The 17,094-nt window shown below is 39.3% G+C and carries 13 protein-coding genes; 6 read left to right on the top strand and 7 right to left on the bottom strand.

The genetic code is table 11. The features are described from left to right. Positions 1 to 13: 13 nt before the first annotated feature. From ACSC97_RS02050 to gspF, 3 genes are all read right to left on the bottom strand, one after another. On the bottom strand, positions 14 to 358 hold the full coding sequence (locus ACSC97_RS02050; protein ID WP_201897831.1) for a hypothetical protein: 345 nt from the start codon (positions 356 to 358) through the stop codon (positions 14 to 16). 263 nt (positions 359 to 621) lie between these two features. Then, positions 622 to 1,059 carry a type II secretion system major pseudopilin GspG gene (gene gspG, locus ACSC97_RS02045; RefSeq protein ID WP_004916750.1) on the bottom strand — a complete coding sequence of 146 codons (438 nt, stop codon included), beginning with the start codon at positions 1,057 to 1,059 and terminating at the stop codon, positions 622 to 624. Positions 1,060 to 1,082: 23 nt separating this feature from the next. Beyond that, positions 1,083 to 2,288 carry a type II secretion system inner membrane protein GspF gene (gene gspF, locus ACSC97_RS02040; protein WP_004957567.1) on the bottom strand — a complete coding sequence of 402 codons (1,206 nt, stop codon included), beginning with the start codon at positions 2,286 to 2,288 and terminating at the stop codon, positions 1,083 to 1,085. A 200-nt stretch (positions 2,289 to 2,488) separates the two neighbouring features. On the opposite strand from gspF, the gene ACSC97_RS02035 reads away from it, so the two are divergent. The 5 genes from ACSC97_RS02035 to ACSC97_RS02015 all read left to right on the top strand — a co-directional run bounded on the left by ACSC97_RS02035 (position 2,489) and on the right by ACSC97_RS02015 (position 9,179). Beyond that, positions 2,489 to 4,714 (top strand): primosomal protein N', encoded by a 2,226-nt coding sequence (locus tag ACSC97_RS02035; RefSeq protein WP_436659073.1) that lies wholly within the window; start codon positions 2,489 to 2,491, stop codon positions 4,712 to 4,714. Positions 4,715 to 4,748: 34 nt separating this feature from the next. Then, positions 4,749 to 6,569, top strand: a complete 1,821-nt coding sequence (locus ACSC97_RS02030; RefSeq protein ID WP_436659071.1) for a cation:proton antiporter domain-containing protein — start codon at positions 4,749 to 4,751, stop codon at positions 6,567 to 6,569. Positions 6,570 to 6,688: 119 nt separating this feature from the next. Next, positions 6,689 to 7,564: an Hsp33 family molecular chaperone HslO gene (gene hslO / locus ACSC97_RS02025; RefSeq protein WP_004957557.1), complete on the top strand. Its 876-nt coding sequence runs from the start codon at positions 6,689 to 6,691 to the stop codon at positions 7,562 to 7,564. 332 nt (positions 7,565 to 7,896) lie between these two features. Further along, positions 7,897 to 8,841, top strand: a complete 945-nt coding sequence (locus ACSC97_RS02020) for a DnaJ C-terminal domain-containing protein (protein WP_199956008.1) — start codon at positions 7,897 to 7,899, stop codon at positions 8,839 to 8,841. A gap of 11 nt (positions 8,842 to 8,852) precedes the next feature. Continuing rightward, positions 8,853 to 9,179, top strand: coding sequence for a chaperone modulator CbpM (locus ACSC97_RS02015; RefSeq protein WP_004957551.1), 327 nt, complete (start codon positions 8,853 to 8,855; stop codon positions 9,177 to 9,179). Positions 9,180 to 9,202: 23 nt separating this feature from the next. Here ACSC97_RS02015 and ACSC97_RS02010 read toward each other — a convergent pair whose 3' ends face one another. The 3 genes from ACSC97_RS02010 to rpsO form a co-directional block, all read right to left on the bottom strand. Next, the gene (locus ACSC97_RS02010; protein WP_039047672.1) at positions 9,203 to 10,423 is read right to left on the bottom strand and encodes a magnesium transporter CorA family protein; all 1,221 of its coding nucleotides are present in this window, start codon (positions 10,421 to 10,423) and stop codon (positions 9,203 to 9,205) included. Between the two features lie 82 nt (positions 10,424 to 10,505). Continuing rightward, a complete protein-coding gene (gene pnp, locus ACSC97_RS02005) occupies positions 10,506 to 12,593 on the bottom strand; it encodes a polyribonucleotide nucleotidyltransferase (protein ID WP_171053834.1) in 2,088 nt (695 codons plus the stop codon). 255 nt (positions 12,594 to 12,848) lie between these two features. Next, complete coding sequence (gene rpsO, locus ACSC97_RS02000; protein WP_004656162.1) at positions 12,849 to 13,118, bottom strand: 30S ribosomal protein S15; 270 nt, start codon at positions 13,116 to 13,118, stop codon at positions 12,849 to 12,851. 236 nt (positions 13,119 to 13,354) lie between these two features. On the opposite strand from rpsO, the gene ACSC97_RS01995 reads away from it, so the two are divergent. Beyond that, on the top strand, positions 13,355 to 14,653 hold the full coding sequence (locus tag ACSC97_RS01995) for an EstA family serine hydrolase (protein ID WP_004957543.1): 1,299 nt from the start codon (positions 13,355 to 13,357) through the stop codon (positions 14,651 to 14,653). Between the two features lie 675 nt (positions 14,654 to 15,328). On the opposite strand, the gene recD is transcribed toward ACSC97_RS01995, so the two are convergent. Then, positions 15,329 to 17,074 (bottom strand): exodeoxyribonuclease V subunit alpha, encoded by a 1,746-nt coding sequence (gene recD, locus ACSC97_RS01990; protein WP_436659067.1) that lies wholly within the window; start codon positions 17,072 to 17,074, stop codon positions 15,329 to 15,331. Between the last annotated feature and the right edge of the window lie 20 nt (positions 17,075 to 17,094).

The following is a 17,094-nucleotide window of genomic DNA, read 5'->3' as shown; positions in this document are numbered from 1 at the left end:
CATAATATTCAAATTAAAATAAGATTGAAAACTGTACCGTGAGATACGCGACTAAACCAGATAAGAAAAACATCGGCAAAGCTCGATAAGCTTTAAAAATGAATTGTTCATATTTTGGAATTAGATTACTAATATTCCAAATACTGGTTTTCAAAGCACTCAAGAAACAAACGATAAACCACGTACTCAATAAACTGATCGCAAAAAAGCCAATGATGATCTGACTACTTCCTTCAGCCGTTTGCCATAAGTTTAATGCCCCTTCACAGACAGGTAGTAAACTTAAAATGAGCAATACAGATTTAAGCATTGCCCAATGAAACTGATTCAGTTCATCTAACAAAAAAAATGCTTTCATCTGATTTCTCCATCACCCATTTAAATGATCTGAATTTATTATGCAAAGCTTTAATCTAAATAAAAAGTTTAATTTAATGAATCACTTCTGTTTCTTGTAACTATTAAATATGGGAATAATTCTTATTATAAATCTCAAATTAGTTTGATTATATTATTATCATGTTTTTCATAAATTTATGATTATTTTATGAATTAAGAAACATTATCACTTCACTCTTGATTTATTTATTCTAAAAGTGAAGTGATCGTTTTAATTAGAATTTATGGTTGATAATAAATATCTGCATCATTACCCTCACCACCCTCTTTTCCATCTGCACCAAACGAATACAAATCAAAAGAGCGACCTTCACGACCTGGAATCACATATTGTAAGTCATTTTCCCAGCTGTCTTTAGGATAACCACCTTTGACATAGCCACCAGGCAACCAATTTTTTGCGGTTGCAGGTTGATTCACTAATGCATCTAAACCACCATCTTGCATCGATGGGTAACGCCCATTATCTAATTTATATTGATCTAAAGCGCCAGCAACACCTTTTAAAGTAATTTGCGTGGTATCAACTTTAGCTTTTTCGCCGCGTCCCATCACGTTCGGAACGATCAATGCAGCTAGAACACCTAAAATGACAATCACAACCATCACTTCAATTAACGTGAAGCCAGATTGCTTCATATACATTTTTTGCTTATTCATTTTCATCTCTTTCATGCAATTCATCAAATCATATTGTTCATATTAATAATTGGCAACATTACCGCAATCACGATCACCAATACAATCGCTGCCATGAAAACCAACATCAGAGGTTCTAGCAGTGCCAATAAGGTGGAGATAAAAGTCGTGACTTCTCGATCTTGCATCGTAGATGCACGATCCAACATGCGGTCTAACTCACCTGAAGCCTCACCACTACGAATCATTTGTACCATCATTGGTGGAAAATAACCGCAACGTTCTAACTGTGTTGCCAAATTACCACCTTCTGTTACACGCTCCATTGCGACCTCAATCGAATCACGAATCACCCAATTGTTACTCACCTCTGCACCAATGCGCAAAGCTTCAACCAAAGGAACACCTGAACGTGTCAAAATTGATAGTGTGCTGGCAAACCGTGCAGCATTTATACCACGTGAAAGTTTACCAAATAGTGGCAATTTGAGTGTTAATCGGTCAAATGCATAATGCCCTGCAGTTGTTCTTAAAAACCTCGTAAACAGAATGAGAGCAATAAAACCAATGATCAACATGCCTATCCATGTTTGACGAATAAACGCACTAATTTTCATCAATAACACGGTGATCCAAGGCAATGCCTCTTTACTTTGTTCAAAGGTTTTTACGATTTCAGGAACAACATAAGTCATCAATCCCATCACGATCCCAAATGACATCAACATCAGGATAATTGGATAGATCATTGCACCTTGAATTTTCTTCTGCATCGCAAAACGATTTTCAGTGTAATCAGAAAGCTGATCTAAGATCAGATCCAGATGTCCAGACCTTTCGCCAGCAGCAACCGTCGCAATATACAATTCTGGAAACCGTCCTGATTGTTGCATTGCCTGTGCCAGTGAATGTCCTTCCAAAACCTTTGATCGAACCGAAATTAAAAGGTTTTGAACGTGTGACTTTTCACTCTGCTTACTCACAGCTCGCAGTGCTTCTTCCAAAGGAATGCCTGCTGCGACTAAAACAGATAACTGTCGTGTCATCAGTGCCAAATCGTAAGCACTAAAGCTTTTTCTAAACCATGATCGCTGTTGTTGCTTGTCTTTTTGCTCAACCGCATCAACAGCAATCGGTGTCCACGCTTTGTCACGCAACTGTTGACGAATTTGTCGAGCGGAATCGCCTTCCAGCACACCTTTGTGTTGCTTTCCAGCAGCATCGATTGCAGTAAATTGATAAGCAGGCATGGTTCTGTTCTAATTGTCCAAAAATAGTTGTCGTTACTGTTGCATCCATGTAAGGAATAAGGAACGATTGTTCCATTCTATATTCATCAAGATCGTAAAATTACTGTTTTGATTTGAATATTTGATACGCCTTGTGCACAGCACTTTAGCATAATTCCATGATATGACATCATGCCATTTTACACGTGAATAAAGCCAATATGCCTACCGAAAATTCTAACGCTATTCTTTACCGTATTCGAGTTGCATTACCCGTCTATGTGTATGACACGTTTGACTATACGGTCAGTGCAGAGCAATACCTGCAAGCTCAAATAGGCGCACGTGTTTCTGTTTCATTTGGTCGCCAAAACCTGATCGGTATCATTACCGAGAAAGTTGATCCAAATGAGCCGTTTACAGGGCAATTCAAACTTAAACCGATTACAGCACTTCTTGATGAAGATGCTATCTTAGACCAACAAGTTTTAACTTTGTTGACATGGTCTGCGCAGTATTATCAATTCCCGATTGGTGAAGTGATGCAAAGTGCACTTCCTGCACTCTTAAGACAGGGTCGTGCTTTAGATATCTTATTTCACCACTGGAATATTCTTGCGCATGACGATCCAGAATCTTTATTAAAACGTTCTCAAAAGCAATACGATGCCTATCAGATTCTAAAACTTCATCCACATGGCGCTACCGAAAATATTTTAAATCTTAGTGGTGTAGAAACTGCAACATTAAAGGCATTGGAAAAAAAAGGACTGGTTGAATGTCAGCTTGAAGCTCATGACTTTACACCGATGCCTATACAACTTGCACAAATGCCTTTAACGCCGAACGAAGATCAAAAGCGAGCAATTCAACAAATACTCAAAGCTCAACAACGTTACCAAGCCTTTTTACTAGATGGACTTACAGGCAGTGGTAAAACCGAAGTCTATTTGCAAGTAATGCATGAGGTTCTAAAGCAAGGTAAACAAGTCTTGGTGTTGGTGCCTGAAATTGGTTTGACACCTCAAACGGTCGCACGCTTCAAATCTCGTTTTCATTGTGATGTTGCTTTACTGCACTCGGGACTTAATGATTCAAAACGTTTGCAAGCTTGGCAACATGCACAAACTGGTAAAGCATCTATCATCATTGGAACTCGTTCTGCGATTTACACCCCTTTGCCGCATCTAGGTTTGATCATCTTAGATGAAGAACACGATCTCTCTTATAAACAACAAGAGGGTTTCCGTTATCACACTCGTGATGTCGCCCTTTATCGTGGTCATTTACACAATTGCCCTGTGATTTTGGGTTCAGCCACACCAAGTATTGATAGTTATCATCTAGTGGAGTCTGGTAAATTGCATTTACTTGAACTCAATCAACGTGCTGGAACTGCGGTCTTACCGAAAATGCATGTGATTGATCTAAAAGTAGCAAAGAAGAAAAATGGCATCAGTCAAAACCTAATTGATCAAATTAAATTAACTTTAGAGCGCAAAGAACAGGTTCTTATCTTCCTAAACCGTCGAGGTTACGCTCCTGTTTTACTATGTGAAAGTTGTGGGTGGCAAGCAAACTGCCCACATTGTGATGCACATTTCACTGTACATTCACAGCCTTATTCTTATTTACACTGTCATCATTGCGGTACGATCAATCGCCTGCCAGACGAATGCCCTGCTTGTAAACATCAAACGTTAAAAAGCATTGGTGCTGGAACTGCAAAAGTTGAAGAACAGTTACACGAGTTATTCCCCCATCATGAAGTGATTCGGGTAGATCGTGACAGTACAAGTCGTGTGGGTAGTTGGCAAAAAATCTATGATCGAATTCAACAGAATAAACCAAGCATCTTGTTAGGTACTCAAATGCTGGCGAAGGGACATCATTTCCCACACGTCACATTAGTCGCTATTCTGGATATCGACTCAGGATTATTAAGCGTAGACCCAAGAGCACCTGAACGCACAGCACAATTGATCATACAAGTTGCAGGACGTGCAGGACGTGGTGAACATAAAGGCAACGTATATTTACAAAGTTTAAGACCCGATCATCCAATGCTCACAACCTTGATTGAACAAGACTATCGTGCTGTTGCAAAACAAATGCTGAGTGAGCGTAAAGTTGCGATGTTACCGCCTTATCGTTACGCTGTTTTAGTCCGTGTGGAGTCGAAAGATCGTGATTATAGTCAACAGTTTTTAATGGAAGCAGCACAAGGCTTAAGAGCTATTGCAGCAGATATTATTGAAATTTGGGGACCTATTCCTGCCCCAATGGAACGCAAAGCAGGGCGTTATCGAGCGCATATGGTGATTTTATCTGCCGACCGAGCAAAACTGCATTTTTATTTACGTCAATGGTGGCAACAAGTGGTACATTTACCTCGCCAACATCAACTCAGATTATCAATTGATGTTGATCCACAAGAGTTTAGTTGAATTCACGATAAGAATTTTAGATTCGAGGCATTAAATGTCTTTATTGATTACTGTCCTTTTTTTCCTCGTAGCAGCATTAATTTTTGCACCAATCGCAAAGCGTTATACATTCTCAACGATTTTAGGCTTTACGATTGCAGGACTGTTGTTAGGTCCTAGTGTTTTCAAACTGATTGATGATGTTGATGAAATTCAACTTTTAACCGACTTAGGCATGTTGGCTGTTTTGTTTTTCCTAGGTTTTTATTTAAAACCTAAACAACTGTGGCAACAACGTCATCGTGTCTTAAAGCTCTATGCTATGCCTTTGGCTTTGATTAGCATTGTCCTCTGTGTCGTATGCTTTCTCTTGTTGGATCAGTTGTTACTAGGCTGTATTTTGGGGCTATCCCTGAGCTTTTCATCTGTCTTTTTAGTACAACAATTTATAGAGCAAAAAAATCAGGTTCATAGTCAATTAGGACAAAATAGTTTAACCGCAGTTCAACTACAAAGTTGTTTTGCTGTGATCCTTATTATCCTGTTTCCATTACTCGAAGATACCGCAACTACACGTCATGGTATCGCCTATTTTGCTGCAATCATTGCAACAATCTCGGGGTTATTTTTAGCAAGCCGCTATCTAGTGCGTCCAGCTTTTCATTATTTAGCGCGTAATAAAAGTCTTGAACTTCTTCCCATCCTCAGCACGCTGGTTGTACTCAGTATTTTTTTGATACTACAGATTTTAAATATTCATATCTTAATCGCTGCCTTTTTAGCGGGTCTGGTGCTCGCTGAAACTGATTTTCGTACCGAGATCGGAAACTTTATTCAACCTTTTAAACATGCGTTCATCGGACTGCTGTTTTTTGCTTTAGGATTAAACCTAACACTCAATCCCTTATTCCAAACTCCTGTTTTTATTGTCGCTGCGATCGTTGGGCTTGTGGTGATTAAAGCAGGCATTATTGGAGTGACGAGCTATTTTCAACAACGCCTACTAAAACTCAGTAACCTGTCCGCTGTATTGCTGGCACAAAGTGGAGAGTTGACCTTTATCTTGCTCAAAATTGCTGAAAGTGAAAAAGTCATCAGTACGCAAATATTACAGCCAACTCTAGTCGTGGTATTTGGGTCAGTGCTTTTGACTCCACCTTTATTTTGGCTGGTGAATTCTAAAGTTTTACCTTTGATCTTTAAAAAGCCAGTTCAGCCCGACTCAGACGAAGTTGCGCAACATTCGATTCTAATTCTAGGTTTCGGGCGATTTGGGCAAATCATCGCTAGAGTATTACATGCGCAAGGCCAACACTTTAGCGTCATTGATAGCAATCAACCTGCTGCTCATTTTATAGAACAATATGGACATCGCTTTATTGATGCTGACGTGACTCAAATCCAGAATCTTCGTATCGCTGGTATAGAACACTGTAAGCTGGCAATTTTAGTGATTGATGATGTTGAGGATAGTATGAATCTCGCTCGTCACCTTCGTTTGAATTATCCAGAATTAATTTTATTTGCACGTGCTCGTGATCGACATCATGCCCACCTACTGCATCAATTAGGTGTGCAACAAATTTATCGTGAAACCTATCTCTCATCTTTAGGTATGGCAGAAGATGTGCTGATCGAAACAGGTCTATCAATTGATGAGACAAAAACTCGAATTGAAGAGTTTAAACAGCACGATCAGGTGCTTTTGCGATCGCATTACAGTACATATGATGAAGACGATCAAATAGAGCGTTACCCGAATGCACTTGCAGAACTTGAATATTTATTTGAAAACACATCTATTTCTGCAAAACATCGTTTGATGAATGAGCAAAATACACAAAGTGAAGCAAATTCTCAGCAGGAAATATCTTGAGTTTTCGTAAACTGACACCATTATTGACTGCATAACCATTCACCTTCTTATAAAGCCATAAGCGCTTTTCAAGGCAGAGCATTGCTTTGTTTTCCCCTAACGGGGTATTGGAGAAAAATATGTCTGATTTACGCCAACGCTTTTATATCGAAGACTGTCCTGTTCGTGGTGAAGTGGTTCATCTAGAAGAAACATTACAAACGATTTTGGCTCAAAGAGAATACATGCCTGCGGTGAAAAGCCTTTTAGGTGAGATGCTCAGCGCAACGGCATTACTTGCAAGCACGCTTAAAATTCGTGGGCGCATCAGCCTACAAATTCAGGCGAGCGGGACATTCAAATGGGCAATGGCGGAGTGTAATCATTTAGGTGAAGTACGTGCATTAGCTGATTACGAAGAAGATCCAAGATTTAATGAAGGTAGTGACAGTCGAACTGTTTTGGCAGCCCTCACCAACCCTGTTCTTTTTATCAATATCGAACCTGAACATGGTGAACGTTACCAAGGGATTGTACCTCTTGATCAACCGACTTTAGCAGGTTGTCTAATGCAATATTATGATTTGTCAGCGCAAATCCCAACACATATTGTACTAGCAACCAATGGAGAGCGTTCTGGTGGTCTTTTAATCCAGCTCTTACCTCGAAACGATGAGGAAGAACAAAAGCTTGTTGATGAAGATATATGGCCACGTTTGAGAATGTTAACTGAAACACTCAAATCAGAAGAGCTAACAGATCTTCCAGCCAATGAGATTTTGTATCGACTATACAATGAGGAAGAGGTTCGCTTACCAGAAGTTGAACAGCTCAAATTCGGCTGTACCTGTTCAAAAGAACGTTGTGCCAATGCATTGATTCAAATTGGTGTTCATGCAGTTCATGAAACGCTTGAAGCACAAAACCCAATCCAAATGGATTGCCAATTCTGTAATACACGCTATGAGTTTACAGCGGAAGAAGCTTTGGGCTTGTTCGGTGAACATTTGAGTTAATTCAGATGCAATGTTTCTGAATTAATTTCAACAAAATGTCCAATCAAATGATTGGGCATTTTTTTGCGGATTACTTTCAAGCCTCTTAGTTTGAATAGAGTTTACCCGCGATTTTAAAGATTACTTTATTGCTAATATTTCCAACGCAGATATGGTTTGATTAGTGTATTTTTCGAGAAATATTTTAATAAGAAAATATTCCAAGCCACTAATAATAAAAATAAAAAATTATCCGAATTGAATTAAAACAAGTCTTATACAATCGAATGCATTGCATTAAATTGGATTCGTTTCATAATGAAAGAAACAGATAACTATCCTAATTTAATATCATGACAAAAAATTATTATGAAGAGCTAGGTGTTTCTAGAGATGCCTCAGCAGATGAAATTAAAAAAGCCTATAGAAAACTGGCAAAAAAATATCATCCTGACATCAGTAAAGAAGCCGATGCTGAAACCAAAATGCAAGCCATCAATGTCGCATACGACACCTTGAGTCATGCAGACAAAAAAGCTGAATATGACCAAATGCTCGATCAACCTCAAGGTTTTTCAGGTTTTGGGCAAAACAATCAGAGTGGTTTTGATGGTGCACAATATTATCGACAAAGTTCAGGGGCAGGTGCTGATTTTAGTGGTTTTGAAGACATCTTCGGTCGTTTTGGCGCTGGTTTCGGGGGTGGTCAACATCGTTCGCAACGTCAACAACATAGTTACCGTGGTGAAGACCAACATGCACGTATTGAAATCGATTTGGAAATTGGATATCAGGGCTCAACGCAGCAAATTACATTACAAATACCGACCTACAATGTCTATGGTGAACCCGAAATTCAACGTAAAACACTTGAGGTGAAAATTCCGAAGGGAATGAAAGAAGGACAACAAATCCGTCTCAGTGGACAAGGACAATCAGGAATCAATGGAGGACCAAATGGCGATCTATATATCGAAATCCAATACAAAGATACCAACCGCATTCATGTCGATGGTGTAGATGTTTACCAAACTATTGACGTTACACCATGGGAAGCTGCTTTAGGTCAAAGTATTGAGGTCAATACACCTGCAGGGCAGCTAAAAGTAAATTTGCCTAAACAGGCGAAAAATGGGCAACAGCTCCGTTTAAAAGAAAAAGGGATTCCAAACAAACATCCAGGACACCTTTATCTGATTGTGAATATTGTTTTACCAACGGCACAAACTGAACAAGAACAAAAGGCATATCAACAATTCTCAGAAGCCTTCTCATCGTTCAATCCACGTGCTTCATAAGGAGTAAGATCATGACAACAATTCAATACAAAGAAATTCAATATGACGGTCACTGCCAAGTTGAAATCATTGATGAACAATTGGCTCTTGATCTTGAGCACTTCGCTGAAGCTTGTGGTCAAAGTACCGATTGGGTTTTAAAACTGATTGATTATGATATTTTACAAATCAAAGTCGATCCACAAAGCTATAAATTCATCGGCGAAGATGTGGCTCGTGCTCGTCGTGCTTATCGCCTACAACGGGATTTCGATGCTAGCCTCTCAGCTGTGGCAGTAATGTTGGATTTAATTGATGAAGTTCAACAATTAAGAAGACAACTCAAACATTTCCACTGAGTAAAATACACAGACCAAATTCATCATTTTAATTTGGTCATTTTCTCAACTTCCTTCAGTGTTTGTTTGATTGGCTCATAATCTAAGAACCAAAGCAGATTAATATTTCGCTGCTTGTTTTGTTGTGCGAGCAAATCAATCACACTACGCTCACCACGACCAACCAAATGTTGCTGATAAAAGTAATAAAGTAGCAAGACTGTACTCAGCAACATCACACCTAGCATAATCCAAAAACCTACGGGTGATTTGAGACCAGGAATAAACTCAAAGTTCATTCCATAAATTCCCGTGAGTAAAGTTAATGGTGCAAAAACTGCCGTGATAATTGCCAGTATTCGCATATTCTCGTTAGTTTGGTTCGCAATCGCAGAAAAATGTAGATCAATTGCAGATTGAACAGCATTGCGAAGCCTCAAAGTATGCTTTTGCACGCGTTCGACATGACTCATCAAATCATTTAAACGAACTAACAGAATATCTTGAGTTTTGTGCTTATGTTCTCCAACCACATGATGATAATTATCTACAAGCTCATCCCGAAACTCTTGTAAAGTTTCAATTTGCTCTTCACATAGATTTTCAATCTGCTGAAATGCCATATCTTCATGAAACAACTGATGCCATTGTTTAAATCGACGATTTCCTTGCAATAACTGTTGCTGCCAATATTCAACACGTCGTGTTAATGGGGTTCTTAGATTTAGATAACCATCAATCATACTGTTTAATAAACGAAGTGATAAATCAGCAGGTGTACTTGGTAATTTACGAGGTTTGTTTTGTTCAGCTATGGGTTTTTCCATAATCATCTGAATACGTTGGATATAACTCTCTACCGCTTTATTGCCCTGCTCTCTAAGACTAATCAAAATATGAGGCGTTAAAATAAAACTGATAGGCGTTGTCGCCAAACCAAAAACGCTTTCATGAGATTCAGATGCTTCATTTTCATAAATTTGGTCATCTGGCGTGATTAACTTACGAAAAACTAGAAGATCATATTCTTCAACAGTATCAAAAGCACACGGATGTTCGATATTTAATAAATCTCGCATATGAAATTCATTGAGCACCACACCAGTATGCTCATAAATGTTCTTTTGCCACATCTCGTTATGATTCACTAAATCTTGTCTTAAACTATCGACCCATAAAAACTCTAGATGATGTTCTGCTTGTTCTTCTGCACTAATAAAAATCGTATTTTCACTGTTATGTCGATAAAAATAATAAAGCTGCATAACTCTAATGTTCAGATAAAATTTTAAAAGATGATGCCATAAAAAAGTCCGCATTTAGCGGACTTTTTGTATATTGAGAAGCTTACGCTTGTTCAATATCTTTCATTGTTAACTTGATACGACCACGGTTATCAACATCCGCAACCTGTACTTTCACATCTTGACCTTCTTTCAATACGTCAGTCACGTTTGCAATACGCTCATTTGAGATTTGCGAAATGTGAAGTAAACCATCAGTACCTGGCATGATGTTTACAAACGCACCAAACTCAACGATACGGATTACTTTACCGTCATAGATCTTACCTGGTTCAACTTCAGCAGTAAGTGCTTGGATTTTTGCAATCGCAGCACGAGCAGCAGCTTTAGTTTCACCAAATACACGAACTGTACCATTGTCTTCGATATCAATCGCAGCTTTAGTCTCTTCTGTAATGGCACGAATCGTTGCACCACCTTTACCAATGACATCACGAATCTTGTCTGGGTTAATGCTGATCACTTCAAAAGTAGGAGCATGCATTGAAATTTCAGGACGAGCACGTGAAATCACTTTGTTCATTTCATTAAGGATGTGCATACGACCAGCAAATGCTTGGTTTAACGCAACTTCCATAATTTCTTCAGTGATCCCTTCAATCTTAATATCCATTTGAAGCGCAGTAATACCGTTTGCTGAACCTGCTACTTTAAAGTCCATATCACCAAGATGATCTTCATCACCTAAGATGTCAGAAAGAACTGCGAAACGCTCACCTTCTTTCACTAAGCCCATTGCAATACCAGCAACTGGCGCTTTAAGTGGAACACCTGCATCCATAAGTGATAATGAAGCACCACATACTGAAGCCATAGAAGATGAACCGTTTGATTCAGTAATATCAGATACGATACGAATCACGTACGGGAAACGATCAGCAGCAGGAAGAACAGCTTGAACACCACGACGTGCTAAACGACCATGACCGATTTCACGACGTTTAGGGCCTGATTCACGACCAGTCTCACCTACAGAGTATGCAGGGAAGTTGTAGTGCAACATGAAGTTGTCAGTCTTAGTACCAGCAAGGGTATCAACCATCAATGCATCACGAGTATTACCCAAAGTTGTTGTTACCAATGCCTGAGTTTCACCACGTGTAAATAACGCAGAACCGTGAGCACGATCTAATACACCGACTTGAACATCGATCGCACGAACAGTTTTAGTATCACGACCATCAATACGTGGTTTACCTGACAAGATGTTGTCACGTACTGTACGATATTTAAGATCTTCAAATAATTCATTTACTTCATCAGCGATACCAGTTTCGTCATTTTCAGGAACGAACTGTGCAACAGCTTCAGCATACAATGCATCTAGTGCTGTATAACGATCTTGTTTAACTGCAATCGTATAAGCTTCAGAAATTTTTGCTTCGAAAGCTTCTTTCAATTTTGCACGAAGCTCTTCATTTTTAACTGGAGCAACCCAAGTTGATTCAACTGCGCCAGCGGCAGCAGCAAATTCTTTAATGGCTTGAATTGCAATTTGCATTTCGTCATGACCGAAAAGTACAGCACCCAACATTTGGTCTTCTGAAAGTTCTTTCGCTTCAGACTCAACCATTAATACTGCTGATTCTGTACCCGCAACAACTAAATCAAGATCAGATTGTGCAAGTTGTTCAAAGTTCGGGTTTAAAACGTATTCGCCATTGATCAAACCAACACGAGCACCACCGATTGGACCACGGAAAGGTGTACCAGCGATTGATAATGCAGCTGATGTACCTAGCATAGCGGCAATATCAGCATCCATCGTCTTATCAGAAGAAACAACAGTCGCTGTTACTTGGATTTCGTTGAAATAACCTTCTGGGAATAACGGACGAATTGGACGGTCGATTAGACGTGAAATCAAAGTTTCAGCTTCAGATGCACGACCTTCACGTTTACCGTAACCACCTGGAATACGACCCGCTGCATATTGTTTTTCTTGATAGTTAACAGTCAACGGGAAAAAATCTTGACCTGCTTTTGCTTTAGGTTGCGCAACAACCGCAACTAAAACAGTTACACCACCCATAGTGACTAAAACTGTATTTGCTTGACGTGCAACGCGACCCGTTTCTAAAACAACTTGGTGTTGACCAAATTGGAATTCTTTACGAACTATATTAAACATAGACATGTATTGTATTTTCCTAATTTTATTCTAGTGAGACCCCTAAGGTTTGGCATTCAGACCACAACTGCTGTGTAGATAAATGACAAAGCTTAGAAGCCATCGCACTAGATCAAATATATAAAAAAGTTAAACGCAAAGAAGGAGCGAACAAGCGCCCCTTCTTAAAATCACCTAAAATAAATTAGATGAAACTCTCTTTTCAGCGATAAAGCATAACAACATGCGAAATAGCGAAAACAAAGTAAAATCGAATTAACGACGTAAACCTAATGCGCCGATCAAAGCAACATAACGACCGTGATCTTTACCGTTTAAGTAATCAAGTAATTTACGACGTTGGTTAACCATACGAATCAAACCACGACGGCTGTGGTGGTCATGTTTGTGCTCTTTAAAGTGACCTTGCAAATCATTGATTTGAGCAGTCAACAAAGCAACTTGTACTTCTGGTGAACCAGTGTCATTTTCAGCACGAGCAAATTTAGCAATGATCTCTGCGCGATCAGTATTAGTTAAAGCCATTCGATTTCTCCGAGATGCTTAAAAGTTAAATGATAATGATCAGTTGCAAGCAACCGACTGCCGTGCATCACTACAGCAAGGCGCTATTTTAAGTGATCTATCGTTATATTGCAAAAATGTTTTATGTTTACTGGCAATTCGGCAGCTGACAGCGTTGAACAAAAACGGCACACTAGGATGAATCTGTTTTCAATTTATAACAGAAGTGAAAGAAAACGAAAAAATGCGAGGGAATCGTGAAAATTTTATCTACTAATACCTGTTATGTTCCAAAAGACCTGAATCAAGTGATTCGTTCCAAAGATGAGGTCGCAGCTGAATTGGGTGGGATGACGGAACGTCAAATCCAAAAAATTTGGAATAGTGTTGAACAACTTTATAAAACAGGTAATTACCCGCTTGTAACCCTGTGCTTACGCCGTAATGGACAGATTCTACTCAACCGAAGTATTGGCTATGCACGGGGAAATGCTCCAGAAGGTTTAGCTGCTGATGCGCAAATCGGAACACCAGATACTCCAATTTGTTTATTTTCAGCATCGAAAATGGTCACAGCGATGCTCATCCATATGTTAGATGAGCGTGGTGATCTAAATTTACTAGATCCAATCAGCTACTATATCCCTGAATATGGTGTCAACGGAAAGCGTCGTGCCACCATTTTTCATTTACTTTCTCACCGTGGTGGAATCCCTCGTATTGATCAAGAAGTTACTCCAGAACTTCTGTTCAACCAAGATGAAGTTTTAAAGTTACTTTGTGCTGCTAAACCCGTTTCACCATCAGGTACTCACCTCGCCTATCATGCAGTTACCGCAGGTTATATCTTGGGTGAAATCGTTAAACGTGTAACAGGACAAAATGTTCGTGACTTTTTGGCTGAACAAATCGAAAAACCAATGGGGCTTAACTATTTTAACTACGGTCTCAAACCAGAATATCGTGCCGATGCGGCATTAAACTATGCCACAGGAATCCATCCAAGTTTAGGGACGGATCACTATCTACACCACGTATTAGGTGGTGGACTACAACTCGCAGTTGATGTGACCAATGACACCCGTTTTATGGATACCATCTGTCCAGCGGGAAATATTTACACCAGTGCTGAACAAGCAGGACGTTTCTTTGAAATGTTGTTGAGTGGTGGTGAATATCAAGGCAAACAAATTATGTCGCCACAAACGGTATTCCGTTCAACCCTGCCAACTTCTGGAGTTAGCTTAGATCGTACCTTATTAGCCCCTATGCGCTATGCGTTAGGACCTATGCTTGGAAGCAATCCAATTGGCTTATTTGGTCCAATGACTGGACAAGCATTTGGGCATATCGGGTTCTCGAATATTTTATGTTGGGCAGACCCAGAGCGCGACATTAGTGTTTCTCTACTCACAACGGGCAAATCAGTCGTCGGAACTCATTTACCTGCATTAGCAAAGACCCTCTATCAAATCTCAACCAACTGTCCAAAAATTCCAAAGAATCAGCGACGCTCATTGTTTGCAACTGATCGTACTGAAAATGATAACGTTTAATCTGAAACGTTCACGCATAAAAAAGCCCAAGTTAGACTTGGGCTTCTGCGCGTAATTATAGTTATCACTATTCTTCTAATTTTCTTTTCTTGTTTTGCTACATTCAACCCTCTGAACGTATGAGCACATCATTTTCTTGGAATACTGTGCAGTTATTAGAGCTTGTTTCTCTTTATGCTTACTATTCTCTCAGAATCAATTGTGGAGAAAAATAGCATTTTTCTTATCTCTATGTAAGCAAAAACGTACAGGTCTGTATAACATTTAACTTAATAATACAAATTTGTTGTCCTACAATCACTTTTTTAGATTAAATAATAATCTAAATTTTAAAATGACTCAGAGTGAATATTAACGTGTTGCAAGTTAAACAAACTAAATTGCAATTTGATGAAATCAGATAAAGAAAAATCAAGAAAATAAAAAAGCCCTGTAGTCTCTCCCAAAACTACAAGGCTTAGCGGCTGTAAGTTTCCTCTTTTATCACTTACTTCACTGTAAGTTCGCTGTCATAACGACTTTATTATTATCTTTGTGCGATTTACCTAGCATTCCTTGCTAGGCTGTTTGTGGTTATATAATCTCAAAAACACGTATTTAGCTCTAGCGACAATATCTCGAATCTGTGTAAGCTTTTGCTTACAAAAGCCCTCATTTTAAAGAATAATTTCACAATCAGTCTAAATTAATCTTTTGAACTAAACCACTGCGACGAACTGTTCGAATCGTAAGGGCTGCTCGTAATGATTTCTGTGTCGCTAAAATACTCACGACTTTTTTCGCTCTTGTAATCGCTGTATAAATCAATTCCTGACTCAACAATTTTTCTGCATGTGCATCTAAGACAATTGCAGTATGAGAGAATTCAGAACCTTGAGATTTGTGAATGGTCAATGCAAACGCTGTTTGCATATTACGCGGTAGACGATGTGCTGCAATCCACTTATTTAAACTCGGAAAGTACACTTCAAATTGTTGTGCTTGGCTTCGATGTTTAAAACAAATCCCAATATCACCATTTGAAATCCCTAACTGATAGTCGTTATAGGTCATCATCACAGGGCGTCCAACATACCATTCTGCAACTGCAATTTGTTTAAGCTGCTGATTCACCCAACGTTCAGCATAGCGATTGAGTTGTTCGATCCCCAAAGCACCATGTTTCACTGCCGCTAAAATTCGATAATCATCAAAGACCTGAATAACCTGTTGAATATATGATTCTGGTTGGTCGGCTTCTATATAGTTTTTTAATACGTCGACATAATCTTGAAAGCCATACATTAGTTTTTGTTGATACTGCTCAGCATCTATATCCTGTTGCTCAGGTAAATATTCCAACTGAATGAAATCAGGCATTTCTTTACTGAGTTCAATCTGCTGAAGTAAAGCAGGCTTTACGATTTCACTTTCAAGTTTAGATAAGACTAAATGAGAGTCAGCAGAAGCCGATTGTGCTTGAATAAAACGAGCCAACTGACCAATTTTGGCTTCATCAGAAAAACGGCGACTATTTTTTAGCTCTACTCGATTATCTGCTAAGCCTTTCACCTGCTGTAAATCTGCTAAAACAGCCCCCACATCGACGGATGCTAATTGATTGGCATCTCCCAATAAAATAATTCGACATGACTCAGGAACCGCTTCAAATAACGCGGTCGCAAGACTCAAATCTAACATCGACGCCTCGTCCACTACGATGACATCATAAGGTAATGGTTGTTTGAGATTGAAGCGTGGAACTTGTCGATTCCCCATTCCTAACAATCGATGCAATGTTTGGGTACTTTGTTGTCGTAGGCTATCCGTTACTAGCCCAGACTCAAGGAGCTTGGGATCCTTAAATGAGTTTTGCAATGCTTCTTGCATACGTTGCGCTGCCTTACCAGTAGGTGCAGCCATGGCAATCCGAATATCAGGGATTGTTTGATTTAATGCAGCAATAATGCGTGCCAAAGTATAGGTTTTACCTGTACCTGGTCCTCCTGTAATGATGCTGAGCCATTGTTGCAACACCATACTTAAAGCTTTCTGCTGAAATTCATCACTCAATAAATGTTGATAAACAGAAATATCAATCTCTGGTACCATTTGTCGCTTTAATCGACAAATCTGATGAGCGAGGCGTTGTTCTAATTGCCAATATCGGTATAATGCCAAGCCCTGCTGATCATAGACGCATGGGGCAACCTGAGTCATTGCGATTTCACTGGAAACCGCTAAATCACCTAATGCTTCAAGCTGTATTGCTTCAAAATCAATACAACTGTCGCCTTGTAAACTGGCTTCCATCAATTGCTCTAATATTTTCGCAGCATTCGATGGTTGAGCAGATTGAGAGAACGGTGCTTGAGAAAGATAGTGACTCCACACATTCAACCACTGGTTTTGTTCTGGTTGCTGACTGATTCTTTTGTCCACAGAGTTATCCTCAAACTTAC

This window comes from Acinetobacter sp. P1(2025) (genome assembly GCF_051390655.1).
Classification (GTDB): domain Bacteria; phylum Pseudomonadota; class Gammaproteobacteria; order Pseudomonadales; family Moraxellaceae; genus Acinetobacter; species Acinetobacter junii.
The sequence above is the reverse complement of the archived record's forward strand: the minus strand, read 5'-3'. Positions and strand labels throughout refer to the sequence as shown.

What these genes read in the sequence shown, in the direction of transcription:
- ACSC97_RS02050 (WP_201897831.1), bottom strand. Translation starts at nt 358, where the DNA reads ATGAAAGCATTTTTTTTGTTAGATGAACTGAATCAGTTTCATTGGGCA.
- hslO (WP_004957557.1), top strand. Translation starts at nt 6,689, where the DNA reads ATGTCTGATTTACGCCAACGCTTTTATATCGAAGACTGTCCTGTTCGT.
- rpsO (WP_004656162.1), bottom strand. Translation starts at nt 13,118, where the DNA reads ATGGCTTTAACTAATACTGATCGCGCAGAGATCATTGCTAAATTTGCT.
- gspG (WP_004916750.1), bottom strand. Translation starts at nt 1,059, where the DNA reads ATGAATAAGCAAAAAATGTATATGAAGCAATCTGGCTTCACGTTAATT.
- ACSC97_RS02010 (WP_039047672.1), bottom strand. Translation starts at nt 10,423, where the DNA reads ATGCAGCTTTATTATTTTTATCGACATAACAGTGAAAATACGATTTTT.
- ACSC97_RS02020 (WP_199956008.1), top strand. Translation starts at nt 7,897, where the DNA reads ATGACAAAAAATTATTATGAAGAGCTAGGTGTTTCTAGAGATGCCTCA.
- ACSC97_RS02015 (WP_004957551.1), top strand. Translation starts at nt 8,853, where the DNA reads ATGACAACAATTCAATACAAAGAAATTCAATATGACGGTCACTGCCAA.
- ACSC97_RS02035 (WP_436659073.1), top strand. Translation starts at nt 2,489, where the DNA reads ATGCCTACCGAAAATTCTAACGCTATTCTTTACCGTATTCGAGTTGCA.
- gspF (WP_004957567.1), bottom strand. Translation starts at nt 2,288, where the DNA reads ATGCCTGCTTATCAATTTACTGCAATCGATGCTGCTGGAAAGCAACAC.
- pnp (WP_171053834.1), bottom strand. Translation starts at nt 12,593, where the DNA reads ATGTTTAATATAGTTCGTAAAGAATTCCAATTTGGTCAACACCAAGTT.
- ACSC97_RS02030 (WP_436659071.1), top strand. Translation starts at nt 4,749, where the DNA reads ATGTCTTTATTGATTACTGTCCTTTTTTTCCTCGTAGCAGCATTAATT.